The organism is Bdellovibrio sp. HCB-110 (assembly GCF_047323225.1).
Classification (GTDB): Bacteria; Bdellovibrionota; Bdellovibrionia; order Bdellovibrionales; family Bdellovibrionaceae; genus Bdellovibrio.
In genome coordinates, this window is sequence record NZ_CP178750.1 from 551,191 (window position 1) to 572,558 (window position 21,368).

The 21,368-nt window shown below is 45.2% G+C and carries 22 protein-coding genes; 18 read left to right on the forward strand and 4 right to left on the reverse strand.

Annotated elements, in window-relative coordinates; all coding sequences use genetic code 11:
• Nucleotides 1–112: 112 nt before the first annotated feature.
• From ACL934_RS02625 to ACL934_RS02645, 5 genes are all read left to right on the forward strand, one after another.
• Nucleotides 113–814 carry a diacylglycerol/polyprenol kinase family protein gene (locus ACL934_RS02625; RefSeq protein WP_374080423.1) on the forward strand — a complete coding sequence of 234 codons (702 nt, stop codon included), beginning with the start codon at nt 113–115 and terminating at the stop codon, nt 812–814.
• Between the two features lie 36 nt (nt 815–850).
• Nucleotides 851–1,708: a CDP-diacylglycerol--serine O-phosphatidyltransferase gene (pssA, locus tag ACL934_RS02630; protein WP_374077412.1), complete on the forward strand. Its 858-nt coding sequence runs from the start codon at nt 851–853 to the stop codon at nt 1,706–1,708.
• Nucleotides 1,692–2,699: an aspartate-semialdehyde dehydrogenase gene (locus tag ACL934_RS02635; protein WP_374077414.1), complete on the forward strand. Its 1,008-nt coding sequence runs from the start codon at nt 1,692–1,694 to the stop codon at nt 2,697–2,699. Before pssA ends, ACL934_RS02635 begins: the two co-directional genes overlap by 17 nt.
• Before the next feature lie 332 nt (nt 2,700–3,031).
• Nucleotides 3,032–4,426: a CFI-box-CTERM domain-containing protein gene (locus ACL934_RS02640; protein ID WP_374077416.1), complete on the forward strand. Its 1,395-nt coding sequence runs from the start codon at nt 3,032–3,034 to the stop codon at nt 4,424–4,426.
• Nucleotides 4,423–5,526, forward strand: coding sequence for a hypothetical protein (locus ACL934_RS02645; protein WP_413613011.1), 1,104 nt, complete (start codon nt 4,423–4,425; stop codon nt 5,524–5,526). Before ACL934_RS02640 ends, ACL934_RS02645 begins: the two co-directional genes overlap by 4 nt.
• A gap of 83 nt (nt 5,527–5,609) precedes the next feature.
• Here ACL934_RS02645 and ACL934_RS02650 read toward each other — a convergent pair whose 3' ends face one another.
• Entirely contained in the window at nt 5,610–6,101 is a 492-nt protein-coding gene (locus ACL934_RS02650) for a hypothetical protein (protein WP_374077420.1), read from the reverse strand.
• Between the two features lie 178 nt (nt 6,102–6,279).
• On the opposite strand from ACL934_RS02650, the gene ACL934_RS02655 reads away from it, so the two are divergent.
• The 4 genes from ACL934_RS02655 (at nt 6,280) to ACL934_RS02670 (ending at nt 9,446) form a co-directional block, all read left to right on the forward strand.
• The gene (locus ACL934_RS02655; RefSeq protein ID WP_413613012.1) at nt 6,280–7,041 is read left to right on the forward strand and encodes a DUF4423 domain-containing protein; all 762 of its coding nucleotides are present in this window, start codon (nt 6,280–6,282) and stop codon (nt 7,039–7,041) included.
• On the forward strand, nt 7,042–8,064 hold the full coding sequence (locus tag ACL934_RS02660) for a hypothetical protein (protein WP_413613013.1): 1,023 nt from the start codon (nt 7,042–7,044) through the stop codon (nt 8,062–8,064).
• Between the two features lie 108 nt (nt 8,065–8,172).
• Entirely contained in the window at nt 8,173–8,580 is a 408-nt protein-coding gene (locus tag ACL934_RS02665) for a helix-turn-helix domain containing protein (protein WP_413613014.1), read from the forward strand.
• Nucleotides 8,581–8,603: 23 nt separating this feature from the next.
• Nucleotides 8,604–9,446: an IS3 family transposase gene (locus ACL934_RS02670; RefSeq protein WP_413613015.1), complete on the forward strand. Its 843-nt coding sequence runs from the start codon at nt 8,604–8,606 to the stop codon at nt 9,444–9,446.
• 70 nt (nt 9,447–9,516) lie between these two features.
• On the opposite strand, the gene ACL934_RS02675 is transcribed toward ACL934_RS02670, so the two are convergent.
• Both ACL934_RS02675 and ACL934_RS02680 read right to left on the reverse strand, forming a co-directional pair.
• Nucleotides 9,517–11,118: a tryptophan halogenase family protein gene (locus tag ACL934_RS02675; protein WP_374077425.1), complete on the reverse strand. Its 1,602-nt coding sequence runs from the start codon at nt 11,116–11,118 to the stop codon at nt 9,517–9,519.
• 63 nt (nt 11,119–11,181) lie between these two features.
• Nucleotides 11,182–11,451: a hypothetical protein gene (locus tag ACL934_RS02680; protein ID WP_413613016.1), complete on the reverse strand. Its 270-nt coding sequence runs from the start codon at nt 11,449–11,451 to the stop codon at nt 11,182–11,184.
• 219 nt (nt 11,452–11,670) lie between these two features.
• Here ACL934_RS02680 and ACL934_RS02685 point away from each other — a divergent pair, with 219 nt between their 5' ends.
• The 6 genes from ACL934_RS02685 to ACL934_RS02710 all read left to right on the forward strand — a co-directional run bounded on the left by ACL934_RS02685 (nt 11,671) and on the right by ACL934_RS02710 (nt 15,873).
• Entirely contained in the window at nt 11,671–12,297 is a 627-nt protein-coding gene (locus ACL934_RS02685; protein ID WP_413613017.1) for a L,D-transpeptidase family protein, read from the forward strand.
• A gap of 80 nt (nt 12,298–12,377) precedes the next feature.
• Nucleotides 12,378–13,163 (forward strand): tRNA pseudouridine(38-40) synthase TruA, encoded by a 786-nt coding sequence (truA, locus tag ACL934_RS02690; RefSeq protein WP_374077431.1) that lies wholly within the window; start codon nt 12,378–12,380, stop codon nt 13,161–13,163.
• Nucleotides 13,164–13,274: 111 nt separating this feature from the next.
• A complete protein-coding gene (gene rplM / locus ACL934_RS02695; RefSeq protein WP_374077433.1) occupies nt 13,275–13,715 on the forward strand; it encodes a 50S ribosomal protein L13 in 441 nt (146 codons plus the stop codon).
• A gap of 13 nt (nt 13,716–13,728) precedes the next feature.
• A complete protein-coding gene (rpsI, locus tag ACL934_RS02700) occupies nt 13,729–14,127 on the forward strand; it encodes a 30S ribosomal protein S9 (RefSeq protein ID WP_374077435.1) in 399 nt (132 codons plus the stop codon).
• Between the two features lie 147 nt (nt 14,128–14,274).
• Complete coding sequence (locus ACL934_RS02705; RefSeq protein ID WP_413613018.1) at nt 14,275–15,621, forward strand: DUF3373 family protein; 1,347 nt, start codon at nt 14,275–14,277, stop codon at nt 15,619–15,621.
• Nucleotides 15,622–15,624: 3 nt separating this feature from the next.
• The gene (locus ACL934_RS02710; protein WP_374077438.1) at nt 15,625–15,873 is read left to right on the forward strand and encodes a hypothetical protein; all 249 of its coding nucleotides are present in this window, start codon (nt 15,625–15,627) and stop codon (nt 15,871–15,873) included.
• Nucleotides 15,874–15,924: 51 nt separating this feature from the next.
• Here ACL934_RS02710 and ACL934_RS02715 read toward each other — a convergent pair whose 3' ends face one another.
• Nucleotides 15,925–16,314: a hypothetical protein gene (locus ACL934_RS02715; RefSeq protein ID WP_374077440.1), complete on the reverse strand. Its 390-nt coding sequence runs from the start codon at nt 16,312–16,314 to the stop codon at nt 15,925–15,927.
• Nucleotides 16,315–16,535: 221 nt separating this feature from the next.
• On the opposite strand from ACL934_RS02715, the gene ACL934_RS02720 reads away from it, so the two are divergent.
• From ACL934_RS02720 to ACL934_RS02730, 3 genes are all read left to right on the forward strand, one after another.
• Complete coding sequence (locus tag ACL934_RS02720; protein ID WP_413613019.1) at nt 16,536–18,305, forward strand: hypothetical protein; 1,770 nt, start codon at nt 16,536–16,538, stop codon at nt 18,303–18,305.
• Nucleotides 18,306–18,316: 11 nt separating this feature from the next.
• Nucleotides 18,317–20,611 (forward strand): hybrid sensor histidine kinase/response regulator, encoded by a 2,295-nt coding sequence (locus ACL934_RS02725; protein WP_374077444.1) that lies wholly within the window; start codon nt 18,317–18,319, stop codon nt 20,609–20,611.
• 102 nt (nt 20,612–20,713) lie between these two features.
• Nucleotides 20,714–21,298 (forward strand): hypothetical protein, encoded by a 585-nt coding sequence (locus ACL934_RS02730; protein ID WP_413613020.1) that lies wholly within the window; start codon nt 20,714–20,716, stop codon nt 21,296–21,298.
• The last annotated feature ends 70 nt before the right edge of the window (nt 21,299–21,368 follow it).

Here is a 21,368-nt window from a genome sequence, read left to right on the forward strand (position 1 = left end):
ACAAATCAATATCTTAATGCATGCAGCTAGAGTAGTATCAATTGCGTTGATATTCCCTCCCTCAGCCTTTAAGTTAGCCGGCGTTGCGCTGTAATGCGTACATTTGGCAACAGTGTTAAACAAAGGCCAAAACGGTTGGAATAGATTGATGATGCTTGAAGGATTTTTACAACCAGTGGATTTAAAGAAACGTTCGGACATTCATTATGCTCGAAAGATCTGGCATATGTCGGGAGTCTTCACGATGTTCCTGGCTTATGTTTATCTGCCACCAGCAGTGTCTATGACGATCTTGGTGGTTGCTTGGTGTCTTTTTGTTCCTTTCGATTTTTTGCGTCAAAGAAATGCGGCTCTGAATGATTGGGCGGTTCATGCCTTTAAGCCAATCATGCGTCAAAGCGAAGTTAAAAAGCTCGCGGGGACGACTTTCCTTCTGAGCGGTGTTTTGATTGTTGATATTTTGTTCCCTCGTCAGATCGTCGCTTTGACTTTGTTGTTCTTGGCATTCGCAGATCCTATCGCCAGTTACTTTGGTATTTTGTATGGTAAAGACAAAATCTTTGGCCACAAATCCATTCAAGGTTTCATGGCTGCCTTCTTTGTCTGTGCCGCTTTGACGTTCTTCTATTTGGTCTATCATAACTTCCTCATGGATCGCCTTATCGTGGTGAGTCTTTTTGCGGGACTTGTGGGAGCCTTTGCAGAGTTGATTCCCATTGGGAAACTCGATGACAATTTGACTCTTCCTCTTATGAGTGCTGTTGGCCTCACGATCCTGTTTTATTTCTTTGGATTTTTTACGATTGTCGGCTAATGTTTCCTGGCTATCTTCGAGATAGCAGGAGACTTAATGGCTACTGAAACTCATCTAGATAAAATCGACGCAGAAGATGTTAGAGCACAGCGTTTGGCGATGTACATCTACATCCTTCCAAACCTTATGACGACGGGAAATTTATTTTCTGGTTTCTTCGCAGTTATTCAATCTATCAAAGGCAATTATCTTTACGCTGCTTATGCGATTGTTGTCGCAGCGGTGTTTGACCAACTTGACGGCCGCTTGGCGCGTTTGACTCGTTCGACAAGTAAGTTCGGTGCTGAATACGATTCTTTGTGTGATCTTGTGAGCTTCGGTATGGCTCCAGGTGTTTTGTTATTCTTGTGGGCTTTGCAACCGTTCGGTCGTTTGGGCTGGGTGGCGTGCTTCCTGTTTGTGGCCTGCGGTGCTCTTCGTTTGGCGCGCTTTAACGTTCAAGCCAATGTGGTAGAGAAAAACTATTTCCAAGGTCTGCCAATTCCAATGGCGGCAGGTATCGTCGCTTCTTCTGTTTTAGCTTTCCAAGATTTAGAGCTTGAAGCCCTTGGTAACTATGGTCTTTTGATCATGACAATCTTGTTGGCGCTTGTGATGGTCAGCAACTTCCGCTTCCGCAGCTTCAAAGATTTGGATTTGAAAGAGCGTCTGCCATTCCGTTACCTCATCTTGGGTGTCGGTGTATTGGTTGTCGTGGCTCTTCGTCCGGAAGTGATGCTCTTTGTTCTTTTCATGGGCTACGCTGCTTTGGGCGCAGTCTTTGGTATCTTCAGACTTGGCAAAAATATTCGTAAGATTAAGCCCAGCGTTTACGCTCCAGCGCAAGTGCACGAGAGCGACCTAGTCCTCGAAGAAGAGGAAGAAGAGACAAAGAAAGATGAAAAGAAAACTTAAAGTCGGTGTGGTCGGTGCGACCGGAATGGTCGGCCAAACGTTTATGAACATCTTGGCAGAGCGCGAATTTCCTATTGAGGAGCTTCGCCCTTTTGCTTCTGAAAACTCATTGGGTAAAAAGATCGAGCTGCAAGGCAAGGCTTGGCCCGTGCAAGTTTTAAAAGAGGGATGTTTTGACGGCCTCGATTTGGTTTTCTTTTCTTCTGGTGATGACATCTCTAAAGAATGGGCTCCGAAAGCTGTGCAAGCCGGTGCGTTTGCAGTTGATAACTCAGCGGCTTTCCGTATGGACCCAAATACCGTGTTGGTTGTTCCTGAAGTGAATGGCCACCTAGTTAATAAAGATTCCAAACCACAAATTATTGCGAACCCAAATTGCTCAACGATTCAGTTGGTTGTCGCTTTGAAACCGCTTCAAGAAAAATTCGGTTTGGAAGAAGTGCGTGTCAGCACTTACCAAGCGGTGAGTGGAGCGGGCCAAGGTGGTTATGACGAGTTGATGGAACAAACGTCAAACCACACGAAGCCTCAAGACCCTAAAACATTCCCGCACACAATCTTGTTCAATTGCATCCCGCAAATTGGTTCTTTCAATGATGAAGGCTTCTGCAGCGAAGAAGTTAAAATCATGAAAGAGACACGCAAGATTTTAGGTCAAGATGCTTTGAAAGTTTCTGCTTTCACAGTTCGTATCCCGGCTTTGAACGCACACAGTGAGTCTGTATGGGTGACTTTGAATAAAGCTGTGAGCCGCGACGAAGTTATGACGGCTCTTTCTGGTTTTGAAGGCATTGTGGTGCAAGATGAACCGAAGAAAAGTGTTTATCCTTTGGCTCGTGATGTTTCTGGGAAAGATCCGGTCTATGTAGGACGCGTTCATCGCGACCCTGAAAATCCTAAGATGTGGCTCATGTGGGTTGTTTCAGACAACATTCGTAAGGGTGCTGCTTTGAACGGGATTCAGATTGCTGAGAAGATCTTTTTTAGTTAGTTCCCGGGGCGAAGCCTAAACGCAAAATCCCCTTACCTATTTCGGCACTGCTCGGACAGTCCTCGCGGACGCGATCCCTTCGGGATCTGCTGCTGCGGAACTCGCGATGCCGAAACAGGTAAGGGGATTTTGCGTTTAGGCTTCGTTGGGATCTATCTTAACAGCCACTTATCATTTTGAATTCGTTCCATGGTTTTTCCACGTTTCGGATGGTCCTCAACTTGCGCGCTTAATTGATTAAGCTTTGTCTCGGGATGTGTCTATTAGGTCGACGAAGGTCTTGGGTGGTTCCTTTTTTTGACATCCGGACTTTAGCATGGTTCGATTAGGGTATGGCGCTATTTCCAAGGATTGGAATTCAGAGTTCTTTTTTCGCTAAAACTTCTTTGGTTTTGGTGGGTCTTTTTTTCGTTTCTTCTCAAAGTTTTGCAGCTATGACTTTGGCTTCTATTACTGGGGTTTCTGGTAAGGATGAGTCTGATACTACTAAGCCTATTGTTTATGGTGGGTTTGCTGGGACTTGTACGGGGGATGGAACTCTTCCTTGTGATAGTTGCACTGGGGATACTATTGCCGGGTCGAAGTTGTGGCCTTGTAATAAGAATAATGCTTATGCGAATCTTCGACTGACTATTCGTACGAATTTCACTTTGACGGGGGCTACGGCAAATAAAGCTTTTTTGAAGTCGGGTGAAGATCAAATTTCTGCCACTTTTACTATTGAAGACAGTGGAACTGTTTTGAATACGCAGATTCCTTGGGGGCAGTTGTGCTCTGAGTTTGGGGTTGGCACTGATTGTAAAGGGTCTTTTGATAAAACTCTGACTGTCGGTATTGAAGGTAGCAACACTTCAGGGACGGCGACGACGGAGTCGATGTCGGTTCGTATTGTTTCTCGATATGTTGAAGTGGGTACGACGGCGGGAACGGAATGGTTCTATACGGATTGCAATACCACTGAAGCGACAACGAACTATGGATTCTGCCATTTCGAAGTCTTCCCTGGGGATGAAAAAGTTTATGCCGACAACCTTGTTGTGTCTCCGGGATATCCGGCTTCGACAGCGGGTGGGATTGAGTATACGAATTTGGTTTTCTTTTATCGTGAGCAACCTGCTGGCGAAGATGACAATACAACCATTGCGAACTTGAGCAATAAAGAAGGATTCTTCAGTGTTGGTATCAATAAAGCTGCAAGTCCTCCTGTCGCTGACAATCGCATCGATGGCTTGGTAAATGGTGCCCGTTATTGCATGGTGATGGCGAATCAAGATGCGACGGGAATTATTTCCTTCTTCACTCCGATTCCAGGAACTCCGGGATCTCCCGTGACGGTGGCGGAACTTTGTACAACGCCTTCGGAAGTGATTGGTCTTTTGGATGACAAGAGCTGTTTTATTGCGACAGCGGCTTTTGGCAGTGACATGGCTCCGGAAGTGCAAAGTTTCAGGGATTTCCGTAATGAGTTTTTGCTTACGAATTCTTGGGGACGCGCCTTCGTGAAGTTTTATTATAAATACAGTCCTTACTACGCCAACATGATCGCGGAAAGCGAAGTGACTAAAGCGGTTGTGCGCACGGCCCTTTGGCCTCTGTTGTACTTTGCTCGCATGAGTGTCGCTTTGGGATTCTGGACGACTTTGTTGATTTTATCTTTGGCGGTGGCTTCATTCTATGAACTTTATCGTCGTTTGATTTTGGGCCGTAGATTCAGAGGTGAACTGTGAAATCGTGGCATAAATACTTTGTGGCATTGATCGCCGTGGTTTCTTTTCACTCTGTGCATGCGCAAGAAGAGTCTGCCCCGCAAGAGCCGCCTTTTGTGCAGGAAGAAAATGAATTTGATACTCTTCCTGGGTCCGAACAGACTCCTGATGAAGCGGAAGCACTTTCTATCGAAGACGAAATTCAAAGTGCCGAGCCGGAAGCAAAACCTAAAAAAGAAACTGTGAATCTGAACGAACAAGCTCCAGATTCCGGAAAAAAACTTGAAGAAGAGTTGTTGTTAGAAGAAGAAACACAGACTCCGGTAGTTGAAGAACCTTCTGTGGTTCCGGCAGAGCCCGTCGTCGAAGTCAAACCGACTCCGAAAAGAGCTCGTTCTTCAGATGTTGTTCAGCGTTCGACCAAAGGGGGCGTGGAATACATTCACCATCCTCAAGCGGCAAAAGGTCTTATCGCCATTACCAAAGATGGTTCTTATATTTATAGAACAAAAGAGACTGGAACTTTTGACCAAACAGGCTCATTCAAAGTTGGTATGATGGACCCGCCAAGAATCACAGCGGCGGATGGGACGACATTTGAGATGATGTATTCCGATGGTCAACAGCCCGTCATGATGTTCGACTACGAATGGCAGCCCTTTAACGGTTACGGAAAATTGGGATTGCAAGCCGGTTTCGGAATCATGGTGGCCAATGGCAACGGCCGCTTCGTTGATCCTTCGATGAGTGCTCTGACGCCAAAAGAGAAATATACTTTCGTCGCTTTCCCTTTAAGTATCGGTGCTGTTTACCGCTTGGAGTGGATGTCCCGTCAATGGCTCGCTCCTTACGTCGCAGGTGGTGGAACTTATATTGCGGTGGCTGAGTTCCGTGACGATGGAAAATCGCCATCGGCAGTAGGAACTCCGGGAGCTTATGGCGCGGCGGGAATGTTGTTTAATATTTCGGCCATCAATCGTGAAACGGCTTTCACCTTGCGCTCGGAATACGGTATCGCGAATTTGTGGGTGTCTTTAGATTATCGTTATCTGAGCACTTTCAATGAAGACCTGGATTTCTCTTCGAACATTGTCGGTGCGGGAATCGTCGTCGATTACTAAATTGAATTACAAAGAAAAATAAAAAACCCCGAGTCTCCTCATAAGAACTCGGGGTTTTTATTTTGTCCATTAATCGGGGAAGATTAACGATTTTGATCTAGAGCAATTTCCATGCGGTTCACACCAAGATTCACGCCCAAACCTTTTGCGAATTGCAAAGAAACTTTCAAAGCCATTTCTGGAAGATCTACGCGAGTCGCTGTGATGATACCAACGCCACCAAGAACAGCGCCTTGAGCTTGAGCTACATAGTAAGTGCCCAAGATAGACTCTGGGTTGCTGTCAAACAAAGCGATTTCAGCAGCTTGACCTGTCAATTCCATACGGCCTAAAGCAACTTGTGGTGAAAGAGGTGCTGCTTTCATAGAAACTGTCACAGGGTAGTGTGCAGTTTGACCCGTGAGGCTCACGCAATTCAAATCGCCGCGGCCTTCATATGAATATTTCCCGAAGATCACTTTAAAGCCGTGAGCAGTTCCTTTAAAGCTCAGGTTACATGCCCATGCTGGAGCTGTGTATGCTTGAGCTTGTGCCGCACCCAATACCAACGCGATTGCTACAAATAGTTTTTTCATTTTCATTTCTCCTTTTAAGGTTGTTTTTGTTTTTTCGTATCTCGGAACACGACTAGAAGTAATTCAGATGTTCCGGACTGTCTAGACCCTGATCGGGACATAGTGTCCCGAATTAATAAAACGGGACAATCTGTCCCGAGAGCTTGCATTTAAACAGGGTCTGAGATATTTATGCGCCATGGAAATGACCGTAAAAAATTTATTATTGCAGGAACTGGCGAAGCGACAGATGCGAAACTCCGCCTATTCCATCAGAGCCTTCGCGCGTGATTTAGATGTGGGAGTCACGAGTCTCTCAGATGTGTTAGCTGGCAAAAGATCTCTTTCTAAATCCAATGTACAAAAAGTGATGGAGAAACTTTTGATTTCTCCGTTAGAGAAAGAACAAATCTGGTCTCACTATAAAGAGACATCCGCGCGCACGGAAGTCGATGATCGCACAATGCTTGACGAAGACACTTTCCGATTGATCGCGGACTGGCACTATATAGCTATTCTCAATCTCGCGAAGCTAAAAGCAAATTCCGCAAGACCTGAGTGGATTGCAGAACGTCTTAATATAAAAAAGGACGAAGCCGAAGTTGCTCTAGAGCGTTTATTCAGATTGGAACTTATAAAAAAAGTTCGGGGTCGCATGGAACGCACAGTGAAACCATTAACAACTTCTAATGAAATTCCCTCAGCTGCGATTAGAAAGCACCACAGCCAAAATCTGCGTCTGGCAGAGGAATCTTTACACAGAGACCCTGTGACAACGCGTGAGTTTGGCTCTGTCACCATGGCCGTGAACCCGGAAAAATTGCCACAGGCCAAGGAAATCCTACTAAAGACTCGTAAAAAAATAGCTAGTTTGCTAGAAGAGGGCGACGTTTCTGAAGTCTATACGCTCTCTTTTCAGCTTTTTCCTCTCACTAAACTTCAGAACTCATCGGAGGACTAAATGATGAAGTTGAACTCTCTTATTGTCAGTCTGACTGTGATCCTTGCTGCCGGCCCAGCGAGTGCTATCTTGCGCGGCGGGGACCTTGTGAACAACGGCGGAGGTATCGCCGAGAAAAATGTCCTCTATGCTTATGAGAAGTTGGATAAATACATCCAAATTTGCGTGAAATCAGATTCATGCAAACTCACGGAGCGCCAACGCGGTCTTCTGCAACAAATCGTCCAGAACATGCCGCAAGAAAAAGCCAGCAAACAATTGTTCTTTGCTTCGGAAACAAAAGCTCCGGGTACATTCATTATTGATGATCTGGTTCGGGTCGCAAAAACGGGAAGTGCTGTCGGCAGCCCTATCTATATCAATTCGGACCTGCTTTATACTAAGAGCGAAGCGGAAGGTTATGATCCAGTTTCAATCCCCGAAGCGGTTGCGATCCTGGTTCACGAAATGGGTCATCACTACGGAAACTACAGCCACGAAGAGTTGGATCTACTGGGTGTGAGAGTTTCTTTGTTATTGCAACAAAAGTTTATCTCGACCCCTTTGATCCCATGGAACTCTGAAATTTCTGCGACAGTCTTTAATCCCAACTTGAGCTCGTCTTTCCCGGAAGTTCTTCTTAACGTCGGCGATGATGTGATTGATATCAGTGCTGAGTACAAAGACCAAGTGGCTTGTGTGGGGTTGACGGTGCCGATTCCTATTTTACCAATTCCGGATTTGGAGTTGTTGAATAAGAAGCCGATCGCTTCGATCCTTCACAACGTTCATTGGTCTAAGTTCAAAGAGAAAGACAATGAGTTGTCCGTGATGATCACGGGCAATGTCTCTAACAACTGTGTTTATAAAACAAATATCGGGATTCGTAACAACGACTCTAAGATCAATATCTCATTCCGTATGGTGAAGTCAGCGTCCGGTAAATGGGTTTATGTGCAACAAAGTTTGAGTGTGGATCAGTTTAAAGATCCATGGTGGAAAATCATCCGCTTGCCTCTGAATCCTTTAAACAGCGCATTCTAAATGGAAATAAAAAAACCGCATGAACTGATCTGTACCCTGAAATTGGGACACAAATAAAAAAGCCCCATCTGTGATAAGATGGGGCTTTGTGTTTTAAGGGGGGTCGTTTTGAAGTTGAGCCAAGAAGTATTTAAGACGCTTGAAGGCTGCGAATGGATTGAGAGGTTCACGAACAGCCAGATCATTTATACTTATAAGTTTAAGATCCATGCTGTTGAAGAATATCTCCGAGGTATTTCACCAGAAGAGATCTTTAAAGAGGCTGGAATTCCTCTTGAATTATTAAAGAAAGACTATGCCCGCAACTGTTTGAAGAGATGGGTTAAGCAATATAAGGAACACGGCTTAGAAGCTCTTAAAGAAGATAAGCGTGGAACAGCTAAGGGCCCATTAAAGGGTCGTCCTAAGAAGAATAAAGACAAGCTTACATACGCAGAGCTAGAGGCAATCGTTAAAATCCAAACGGAGGTCATCGAGACCTTAAAAAAGAGGAAGGCCTTGGCGCAACGGAAGTAATCAACACTTCTATCGCCAAGGTTATGGCTCATACTCAAGAGATAAGAATATACAAAATCACGGAGGTCTTAGGAGTAAGCCGAAGCGGTTATTACCGACACTTCATCTCTAAGAGTAAGGACAGGGATGCTGGTGATTATGAACTAATTAAATATTTTTTTGAAGAGAGAAGAGGTCGCATTGGCATCCGTCAGATCAAGATGCTCTTAGAGCGGCGTTTATCTCTAAAAATGAACCATAAGAAGATCGCGCGAATAAAGCGAAAGTACGGTTTAGAGACTAAGATCCGGAAGAAAAATAAGTACAGATTTTTTGCAAAGAAGCATCATGAGCATCGAACTTTTAAGAACAAACTCGCTAGACGTTTTAAAGTAAAAAGGCCCGACAAGGTGTACTCAACAGACATCACTCAGATGACCTACGGAAAAGGTTTAAAAGTTTACCTAGCTGCCTTTAAAGACTTATGTACAAAAGAGGTGGTGGCTTATAGCGTGAGCCAAAGAGCTGACATTAGCTTAGCAACTACGGCGTTAAGTGAAGCTCTGAATAGACGCCAAGGAAGTAAAAGGAAGTTAATGGTCCACTCCGATCAAGGGTTCCACTTTACTCATTTTATCTTTAGAAAGATGCTCAAGGATCACAAGATAAAGCAATCCATGTCGAGGAAGGGGAACTGTTTAGACAATGCTCCGATAGAAAGCTTCTTCGGACATCTGAAGGATCATATAGATCTTAGCTCCTGCAGAACAATCGAAGAGGTCAAAGAAATAGTGACTCGAGAAATAGATTATTATAACAATCACAGGCCTCAGATGGGTCTAAAGAAAATGCCCCCGGTAGAGTACCGGAGGCATTTACAATCTTAGCCCGGGCTTTTATTAACCTGTCCCACAAACAGGGTACAGATCAGAACAACATGCGGTTTTTTTATTAGTTTTAGGCTTCAGTCTCTACGATCCAAGTGTCGGGATCTTCAAATAGCTGTGCCAGCAGTTCGTCTTCAAACAGATGTTCGCCGTCAAAAAGTTCTTTGAGCGTTAAGGCTTTCTTCGTCAGCTCTTGGTAAGAATAAGTTCTGCTTAAGTATTCTTCTTTACCCATCGCGGGTTTCGCTGGAGGCTTGCTGAGAACCTTTTGTCCATACAAAAGAGTGTCGTAGCTATAGCTATTGAAAACCAGGGCTTCTAAGGCCGTGTACGGCGAATTTGTACCGAAGTTGCTTGAACTCAAAGGTGGGCGTTGGTTGAAAAGATCCACAACCATCTGGGCATCGCCAATATTGGTGTTTTCGTTGCACCACTTCCAGTAAGGCGTATTAAGCTGCTTGTTGTACTTGTAGTGAATTCCCAAGAACCAACGGAACGTATCCCAAGTCACGGCGATCTCTTGGTTGATACCAGCAATAGAAGCATAATCGGTGTGAGAGTTCGGCATCAACTTACACAGAGTCATAATACTGTGCATAGCGGTCTGGATGGCCGTGGACTCTAGTGGTTCAACAAAAGCGTAAGCATTGCCGATGGCAAAGACGTTTTTGTTCCAAGCCTGTTTGTAGCGGCCAGATTTGAACTCGACCATTTTGTATTTTTCAAAGTGACCGTATTTTGCGCGAGCTTCAGCAACCGCCGTCTCTTCATCGCAATAAAGAGTCGAGTGAACATAGCCATGATGATTTTCATCTCTCATCGGGATCGTCCAGCACCAACCATTGTTCATCGTCGTGCAAGCCGTGTAAGGATTGATCACGCCGTTGTTAGGGCGATCAAAAGTCAAAGCGCGGTTGTTGATCAGAGTTGAGGTGAACGGAATGAACTCGGACTGCAACGCCTGACCCATAATTTTAGAACGGAAGCCAGAGCAGTCGATGTAAAGATCAAAAGAAAGTTTTTGGCCGTCGTCGGTTTCTAAAGACGACACAAATTGGTTTTCGTCCAAATTCACTTTCACAACTTCAGCGTCCAGGATCTCGATAGATCTCTGCTTCACTGTTTTGTTCAAGAAACGAATCAGGTTTTTATTGTCGATATGGTACGAAAACGGAATGCTGGGAAGAAGGGAAGTCAAAGAACCATCATCGTCGCGAACGACGGGGATCTTGCTTGCATCCATCAACACAGACGACCAATTGGCATTGTTGATGGAGTCTTCATAGTAATAGGATTCTTGCTGGTGTCCTGCAAAGAAATTGAAGTTAAAGTGATAATCCCCAGGGCAACCCCAATCAAAGCGGATGCCGAGTTTTAACGTCGGTTGAACTTCGCGAAAGAAAGTCTCTGGATCAATACCTAAAGTTCTGTGCAAGAAAGGAACGACTTCCGTTGTGGTCGACTCACCGACACCGATCACAGGGATCTTGCTGGATTCAATCACGGAAGTTTTGATTGTCGGATGCAGTTTTTTAAGAGCGAGGGCCGTTAAGTAACCCGCTGTTCCTCCACCGAGAACGCCGATGGTTTTGATTTGAGTTTTGGGATATTTGGAAAAGTTGAGGTAACTAAGATCAAAAGCGTTTTCGATATGGTCGGCAATGGTGGTCATAATCTATCCAGAATGATGCTGTATCCGACGAATCGAATACAGCATAGAGAATTTGTTTTTAGATTATTGCTGAACGCAAGCCGCTGTGTAGATAGATCTGTTCATGCGGAAGATATTGTATGTTTTGCAGGTCAAACCTTGAGTTGAGCAGTCAGCGCGAAGTTCAACTTCTCCGGTTGAATAGTTCTGCCCCATAACTTTGTTTTGTTCACACCAGCTTAAGAATTCTACTTCGAAGTCGTCCGGACGAGAGTTAACAGTTTCGTCTTGGATGTTGATTTGAGCCATTGCTGGGCCCGCGATTAACATCATAGCTACGATAAATGATTTCATGTGATCTCCTTGAATTTTTTGGTTTTAAAAAAGTGGGCAAGAAGTACGCTGGTTGCCGATTTTCGTCAAGGGACCCTGAAAAGAGGACAAGGTCGAACAGCCTCTAGACAATTCGGAAATTCGTGGAGCAATGTCAATGCTTTAGCCATGCTTGTCTTTATTGCCACTCCCTCGGGCCCGTCTTGCGGGAATGCGAGGGAGAGGTTAATTTTCATGACCATGAAAACACTTCTACTCCTATTCACTCTCTTGTCGGCTTCGTCATCTTTTGCAGAAACACGTTACTGCGACGACATCAAACGCATCGACCAACTTCCTCACTTGAACTCGGATCAGTTCGGCCGTTTTATGGCGGATAAAAAAAAGGCCGATCGCATCCTCGTTTCCAAGGACCGCAGAGAGCTGTATTTGCTTCAAGACGATGTGGTTTTAAAGACCTACAAAGTCGCTTTCGGTTTGCAGCCGAATGGGCACAAGCAATTTGAAGGGGATAGCAAAACGCCTGAAGGTCTTTACTATATCGACAGCAAAAATCCCCAAAGTGCTTACTACCTAAGCCTTCATGTTTCTTACCCGAATAAGGCGGATGCAGAGTATGCGCGCTCTCAGGGGAAGTCTCCAGGTGGAAATATCATGGTCCATGGATTTCCTAATCCAAACCGACCTGAGTTTTTGCAATTTGTGACAGGCTTTCACCCTTACAATTGGACGGCAGGCTGTGTCGCTGTCACAAACGAAGAAATTCGTGAGATTTACTCCACTGTGGATGTAGGAACGGCGATTGAGATTTGCAAATCGTCCACGCAACCTCAACCTCCGTCTTCTTCTCAGACAAAAAAGCCCTAGGCTCTTGTGAAGCCGGGGGGAAGCTGGTAGGTTTCGCGCTGGGCGCAGGATGTGCAACTGGACTGCGTCTAGAGGTGTAAATGACAAAAGTGCGAATGACGGTGGCTTACGACGGCACTGGCTACTGCGGATGGCAGAAGCAAAAACAAGAAGGACAGATTTCAGTGGCTCATATGATTGAGAAAGCCCTGGAGAAAGTTTTTAACGAAAAAATCGTGCTTTTTGCTTCCGGTCGCACCGATGCCGGGGTTCACGCCCTCAACCAAGTCTGCCACTTTTCTACGCATCGCAAGATTGATCCGGCTAAAAAATGGGACATTTGTTGGGCCCTGAATTCTCACCTACCTCCGGGTATTGTCGTGAAAAAGGCGTGGCTGGCCCCGGAAGAGTTTCACGCGACTTTGTCGGCAACTCATAAGACGTATCGTTATTTGATCCTGAATCGCCCTCGCCCCAGTGCCCATATGAACCGCTATGCGGATTGGGTGCGTAAAGACCTGTCTATTGAACATCTGATTGCGAGTTCAAAATTTGTCCTGGGAAATCAAGATTTTAAGAGCTTTCAGTCAGTCGGCACGCCGATCACGGACACGGTTCGTGAGATCTATCAGGCGGACTGGAAATGGCGTAAACCCGATGTTTTGCAGTTCGATATCACGGGGGATGGCTTTTTAAAACAGATGGTTCGCAATATCGTGGGCACGTCCCTGATGCTCGAACGAAAAGGCGAAAACCCTAGTAAAATGGCAGAGATAATTAAATCCATGGATCGCCGCCAGGCCGGGCCTCCGGCGCCCGCGCAAGGTCTCTATTTAATGAGAGTTTATTATCCTCAGGACCTTGACAATAGGTGTATAGAACTTTAAAACATCCCTTCCCGCAAAATAGTGTAAGAGCCCGTTGTTAAACTCAAACATATTTTTGCCGAATGTGCAGACGGTAAAACTACACATTCACATGAAACTGGAGACCTTATAATGAAAACTTTCAATGCAAAAGCAGATGAAGTTGAAAGAAAATGGTGGATCGTTGATGCCGCTGACCAAAAAGTAGGTCGTGTAGCTACAACTATCGCAAACATTCTTCGTGGAAAGAACAAAGCTATCTACACTCCAAACGTTGATACTGGCGACTTCGTTGTTGTTATCAACACGGACAAAATGGAGCTTTCTGGAACTAAATGGGATGACAAAAAATACTTCCGTCACTCTCGTTTCTTTGGTTCTTTGAAAGAGATGACTGCAGCTCAAGCAAAAGAGAAAGATTCTACTTTCATCATGCACGAAGCTGTTCGCGGAATGCTTCCTACAAACAAGCTTTCTCGCCAAGTTATCATGAAATTGAAGGCGTACCCTGGTGCTGAGCATCCTCATGCTGCTCAAAAGCCAGCTCTTTTCACACTTCCTTCTAAGAAGTAATCGGAGATAGACAATGGCAGCAGCAGAAAAATTCTATTATGCAACTGGAAGAAGAAAAACGAGCTCTGCGCGCGTTTTCTTGAAGCCTGGTAAAGGCACTATCACAATCAACGGAAAAAAATCTGATGATTATTTGAGCCGTATGCAATCACGCATGGTGATCGTACAGCCTCTTGATCTATTGGGCCAACTTGGCAAGTTCGACGCTAAAATCACTGTTTCTGGTGGTGGTGAGTCTGGACAAGCTGGTGCGATCCGTTTGGGTATCACTCGTGCTTTGATCGCTTTCAATGCTGAGTTCAAAGGAACTCTTAAGAAAGCTGGATTCGTTACACGTGATCCTCGTATGGTTGAGCGTAAAAAATACGGTAAAGCCGGCGCTCGTCGTAGATTCCAATACTCTAAACGTTAATCGTTTCGAGTTTTCGGAAGAGAAAAGGGAGCTGTTTCAGCTCCCTTTTTTTTGGCCTAAGAATCTCTTCTTCATTCCAAAATTGTAATTTTCCTCTGATTGATTCGAATCTTTCACAATGTTAATCCCGATGCTGAGGGGTTGTTTGTGAAGTTTCCATCGCTTTTTTCAACTTTGATTGCCAGCTTGGTGTGCGGGGCTCAAGAGCCTGCGGTGACCACTGCGACGATGTCTGCAAAAAGTGTTGAGCAACGCCTGGCCGAACTCGAAGCCAACCAATCTTTGAACTACTTTTCTTTTAGTGGAACCTTGGTCAGTACTTACGACGACCTTGAGGTGAATGAAACCTATCCAAATCCGAAAGACTACAAGGCTTTGGATTATTTGCGTTTACGTTTTTCTTTGAACGCAGATGCGGAAGTCAGTCCGCAGATCCGAGTTTTCTCTCGCACGACGGCGACAAAGTTTTTTAATAAATGGCGACAAGCTGGTTCTGATGGAGTCTTCAATGAAGACTTGGATGTGGCCTACGGAAATACGGGATCGCAGATATTTTTAGAGCGAGCTTATGTCGATCTGTCTCCGAATGGAAGCTTTTGGACATTGTCGGTCGGGCGGTTGCCAACGGTGCATGGTTCGCCGACAAATTTTTGGGATCTGCGTTCTAGAATGGGAACATACCCGTTGCTTGTCTACAATTCTCCTTTGGATGGAGTGGCGTTGACGTATCGTTTGGATTCGTATCTCCCAGATGGAAATCAGTGGGCGTTGCGTGGTCTCTATACACCGTTCAGTGATGTGAATGGTGGAGCTGCCTTGCAGAGTGAGTATGTGACACCTCCAAAGGCGGACACCAATGCGGGGACTCCGGTGGGGGTGACCACAAACACTCTTGTTGATTTGTTTTCTTTGCAGTCGGACTACGTTTGGAAGAATTTGAATATCGCGGATGAAACCGGTTTTATTCTTCAATATTATCAGTTTTCAAACTTACCTTTTTCATCAGGGGCGGGCACTTCCAACTTAAGTATTTTGTCGCGAGCCATCGTAGCATCCATTGAATTGTTGGGTGTGAATCGCGGCGGTTTCGATGTTTCTTTGAGTTACAATTATAACGAGACGGAAAGCAATGGCTTGTTCAGCGGCCCAGGCACTGGGTTTGGAACGACAAAGGATCATGACACTCTTCAAGGTCATGTGGCTTTGCTTTCGGCTCGTTATCGTCGCGACTCTTGGGCTGCGGGATATGAATGGTTGGAAGGTTCTAAGAACTCGGTTTATTTTTCTGCGGCCGCAGAAGACCTTACACACTTTTGTCGCACAAATGGGACCGGACACCATATCTATTTAGCGAAAAAATGGATGGAGTTCGTAACCGTCCGTGGTGGTCTTCGTATTCAGCAGTATTCAAATTTGCCAGTCTTCGTAGGGCCGGTGGTGCCAACAGATCGCGAAGTGAAAACGATGTACCTCAGCTTGAGAACGGACTTCTAGCGTATGAAAATGTGCAAGATTCTTTTCATCATTGCTTTGTGTACTTGGAACTTTCCTGCGGTGGCGGGCAAGGTCGAGTCTGTGCAAGAGGTTTTAAAGAAAGAGTGTTCGCAAGGTGTGACTTACGATCAGGCGTTGGCGTTGATTCGTGCATTGTACCTAACCTGTATTCCGGGAACTCAAGTGGTCGTCAGTAATAAGTGCAAAGTGCGATGTTTGAAGCCGAACTCAGGTGCGGTGATTGGAAGATGAAATAAAAAAGGCTCCTCGTAGGAGCCTTTTTTATTTTGGATATCGTCCTTCTTACTTTGTAGAGCAAGACAAAGGATAGATATTTCCGTTAGCAGCAAGGAAGCCACCGAAAGAACCATCAGCTTCTTTACCTAGGCCCAAGAAACCTGTGTTTTTGATAACGCCGTCTTCTTGAGAAGACTTGTCAGTCAAAGCCAAAAGATTCAGGAAACCATTTTGGATTTGAGCAGCTACAGTGCCTTTATCCATTTGTGAGAAGAATACAGACTGGTTGCTCTTTTCATTCAAAGAAACAACAACGAAGTCTACTGATTGGTCATCAGCAAGATCTACGTTCAAAGTTACTGAAGTGCTTTCTGGAACAACACATTTCAAAACTGTTGTGTCTGCCATTGCTGAAGAACCCATAAGAACCAAAGCTGCTACGATTAGCTTTTTCATTTAAAACCCTCCATCTAGGTGTAAGCGCAAGGGAGGCTATTTCAGCCTGAAGGTGCAGGCAATGTAAATGCATCGCACTAATGGGCGATATTTTTGAATTTGGCCGCATAGTGACCGCAGAATCCCTGCTAGCACAAGGTCTGAGTTCCACGTGATTTAACGGACAGAGCGCAATTTGCTAGTTATTCTAAGTATTAAGAACATCTAGAGAGGAACGTCTTGTGAAGTTGGTTTTTGCGATATTGATCTGCAGCGCGTGGTTTTGTTTGGCATTTGCGGAACAAAAATATCCTGAATACTCAAAACCTCTTTTCTTCTCTGTGATGGATCAAGAACTCAAAATCAAAAATCCACAAATTGATTACGATCTTAAAAAATCCAAAGGTAAAAAATTAGAGATCAACGGTCTTACTTTTGACAGTGAATCTTTCACAGCGCGCTTAGAAAATGAATCTTTGAACTTCACTTGGAATCAAGAGCTGGTTTCGTCCGGTGACATCACGATCATCAATGAACAAGGTAAAGAGCTGTGGAAAGAAAAAGCGGAAGGACCAGGGAATTGGTCGTTCAAGGATCTTAAAGGTCCGAAAGCTCCGCAGTGGAAAGACGGCGAGCATTTCCGCTTCTGTCTGCGTTCGGAAGTTGAAAAGGGTTATTCAAGTCTTTGCACGCCGTCGTACGGAATCGAGATCAAAGAATCCGGAATGCAAATGGGACTTTCCAAATCTGAAGCCACGGCCCGGGTGATTTTGCAAAACGAAGAGAAAAAACTAGCAGGGAAAGAAGAAGTCGCCGTCGGTGCTCCCGTGCAGTTCTTGGCGACATTAAATAACAATGCCACTTATGAATTTGTGTCCGAGCCTGTCGCTCCCGTTATTAGAGACATGATTGAGTCCGAGAACGAAGGTCATGTGACTCTAACGGGAGAACTTCCGCGTCCTCTAAAAACAGAATCGAAAATTTTAGAAGGAAATGACTACGGAAAAATCACGCGCTTCCTAGGTTTTGAAAACACGATTGGTGCTTCCCGTGATTTGTGGCAAGCCGACCTTTCCAAAAAAGAAGCTCGTTTGATTTTGCCTGGAAAATCAGGCGGAGTTTTCAGCTACGGTCTTGAGATCAACAATCCACCTCGCCAGAAAGATCGTCGTTTTATTTCAGAGAAAGCGCAGACGGGAACTTATTTGCCAAATGATCAAATGATGGTGAAAGATTCTGAAGGCGGTTTGCAAAAGTGGGAATTTGCAGCACCTGAAAAATTTGCGATGAATACGGCTCACCTTGAAATTCCGGGGGAGAAAACCTCTCACAAAGCTTATTTGGAAATTTATCGCGGCGGTGCGGGTGAAGCCAGTGCCCGTTTGACTGGTGTATTGACGAGTGGAAGTGACTTCGTCGTTTTAGGTGAAGGCCACGTCTCGTGGTGGTTCAATGATCTTTTCGGCTGGCAAAATTATTATCTTTCAAAACAAAGATGGGGAGTGAGTGCGAAGTACTTTACGTCACTCACGCAACTTCCTGCTTCGGATGATACGGGTTCTAGCGAAGACGTGGATTTGAAAGTGGCGGAGGCCGATCTTCGCTATCGCTTCAGCCCAGGCCTTTGGGAGAAGGATGAATCTGTGGGTCTGATTGCTGCTTATGAAACGATGACTCTCGGAGATATGAATGTTCCAAAGCTCGGAGTCGGTCTTTTCTGGGCGCGCTCTATGCCTCGCGCTTTGGACTATTGGTTTAGCAAATTGCCCTTCATGAATTATCCAAAATGGGTGGACATGGAGTTCATCAAGTATGTTTCCTCGACGGACAGTGATATCAAATTGGGTGATGACTACGTCGTTAACTTCCACGGCAAAGTGATGTGGACTCCGCGCTTTTTTGGCGAAGCCGGCTTTGGAATTAAGAATTATTATTTTGAAAAGAAATCAGATGGCTCAGGCGCCAAACTCACGACGTTCTTCGGAACTCTTGGGGTGGGCGTGAATTTTTAATGAAAGTGTAGATGAAACAAAAGCTCACACTGGTACACATTTTTTTGCTCAATCAGGTGGTAACGACCCTCATCCTTCTTTTGGTGATCGGGGTTTACGGAACCCATTTGTTTATCTCTGAGCAAGGAGCTATCCGCGAGCGTATGGAACCAGCTCTGAGCCGCGAAGTGGATCGACTTAATAACGACATCTTCAGTCTTGAAGCCAACGTCCAAAAACTTAAAAGCATGGTGGATCTTTTTGAGGTGATGCCACAGGCGATGCGGGTTGCAAAGTTTCGAAGTTTTGCGGCGTCGACGATTGCCCCTTATTCGACTCAATACAATGCTTACTTTGCTCTGTCTCCGCGCCTGGCGAAGAAATATTTTGGTAAAGACACCTATGTCTTTACGATTCATAGAGATTACTCTTTGTTTGCAAGTACCAAGTACAACGATCCACGCTATTTCGTGGCGGAAGAATTTCCCGAGCCTGGATACTATGAAGATCCCGAGATGCAATGGTGGGCGATGAATGATGGTCATCCCGGTGTGAACTTTTCCGATTTCTATTTCGACCAAGGTTACATGGAAAAAGTCATGTTCAGTACTGGAGCTGGCATCTATGTCGATGGAAAATTGGAAGCTGTTGTCGGTATTGATACGCTGGCGAGTGATATCGCACATCGCTTAAGTTCCTTTAAACTTGGTGAAACGGGTGGTGTGATTATCGTCGACAATCATGGTCGGCCGGTTCAACCTTTGATCGCGAAAGATCTTCCTTTAGCGGGCTACAAATATCTGCGAGCTTTTTCTAAAGATGAATTTCGTCGCATGCCCAAAATCGTGCAGAAGGTTTTCAATATTCAAGGGCAGAAGCTGCAAGACTTTCCCGGAGCGGACGGAAAAACCTACATTACATATTCCAAGCCGATAAAAGGTCGCCCTTGGCATATGATTATATATCAAGAGAAAGCGGAAGCTTACTCGGGCCTTTATTTTCGCCTTGTTTTTTTCGGCTTCGTCACTTTGACAGCCTACTTTCTTTTGACGTTGATGGTATGGTTAACAGGACGATACGTAGTCAATCAAGACAGAACTGTTTTTAAAGAATTGCGGGACTCTCGGGATAAAGCCGAAGCGGCGACAAAGTCGAAATCTCTTTTCTTATCGACAATGAGCCACGAGATTCGCACGCCTTTAAATGCCATGCTGGGCTCAGCCGAGTTGTTGGAAGAAACGCCTTTGAATGAAGAACAAAGAGATTTCCTGGGTTCTCTGCGCAGTGCGGGGGAAACCTTGCTCAGCATGCTTAACAACATTCTTGATTTTTCAAAGTTTGAATACGGGCGTATGCAGTTGGAAAGCCGTGAGTTTTTGCTCAGCGATCTTATTCGCGAAGTGGAAGCCTTGGTTTCCACGGCGATCATGCGCAAAGGTTTGCAATTTTCATTCAATGGTCCCGATCTGGATCGATGGATTGTTGGGGACTCCTTGCGATTAAAGCAAGTCTTGATGAACCTGTTAGGAAATGCCGTGAAGTTCACGGATCGCGGGAGCATTGAGTTGACGGTGCAAATTTATGCGGGAAGTGACCCCTCCATGGAGTACTTCCTTTTTGAGGTCAAAGACACCGGTATTGGTATCGCCCAGGAAAATCTTAAAAAAATATTTGATGAATTCGGCCAAGAAGATTCGTCGGTCACGCGTCGTTTTGGTGGAACAGGTTTGGGGCTCAGCATTTCCAAGAAGGTCGTGCAAATGATGGGCGGAGAGCTTCACTGCGAAAGCCGTCAGCTCCTGGGCTCTCGGTTTTATTTTTCTATTCAGATGCAAAGTCGTAAGGCCGAACCTTGGAATGTGCGTTGGGTGACTAAAAATCCTCCTCCGGCAAAATTGCAAAGTCCTGATGTCGGTCCTATTCTACGACGAATCCTGATCGTCGATGATATGGAAGAAAACCACATGTTGCTCAAGGCCTATATGAAGAAACTGGATTTTGTCAGAGTCGATTCGGCCTATGGTGGATACGAGTGTCTGGAGCGCTGGGAATGCAATCACTACGATTTAATTTTCATGGATGTGCAAATGCCACGCATTTCCGGTTTGGATACGATTCGTAAACTTCGTGATTTAGAGCGAGTTCAAAATCGCATTCGCACACCTGTGATCGTGATCTCTGCGAATAATTTTATGGAAGATATCGAAAAGAGTCTCAATGCTGGAGCCGACGAACACTGCGGAAAACCCATCCGCAAGCAGACGGTGGTCGAACTCGTCAAAAAGTACTGCGTTCCTAATGACGAAACCGTGGGTGCAAACTCATAAGACAGCGTTAAGTTTATAACAGCTTATCCCGATATTACGTAGGTCTGAGGTCGGAACGAGTATTGCTTATAATCAATACGAGACGTGAAAATAGGGGGAAATGTGAAAAGAGGCTTGGCACTCATCGCGACATTGTGTCTCGTTTTGGGATTCCAAAACTGTGCACAAAATACGATGCAGACATCCGATCTGACTGCGAATGAAGTATCCGTCAATCTTCCGCCATCAAGTTCTAACGGTGAAGAAGCTTCCTCGGGAGCGAGTGGCAAAGTCACCTATGTTGAAATTCCCAATATCTCAGACGAAGCCTCGGTTTCAGGAAAGGCCACGGAGTTAACTCCGTATCGTCTTGTGATCTCTGTGCAATCCGGTTCTATTGATCTTGTCGATGACACCAACGCTGTTTTGCAAAAACGCTGTTTGGATTCTGGCAGCTTGCAAGAGTTGAAAACCATCTTAGGTGGTGCAAGCATTTGCGCTGCTGCAAATGCGGATGGTGAAATCTGTGCGATGAAATACACACCGGGCTATGCGTCTCTATATGTGAACGAGAAACGCGTGAACTTGGGTGAGGAACAAGATTCTTGCGGTAAAGGCCGGAAAGATCTTTGCGGTGCTCTTACGGATGTTTTCCAGGCTTACGTGTCTCACGTAAAACAGCACTGGACAGAAATGAACTGCGAATAAGTTTAAGATTTTAGAAATTATAAATTAAGTGAGAGCCGACTTTTAAGTCGGCTCTTTCTTTTGAAGTTCT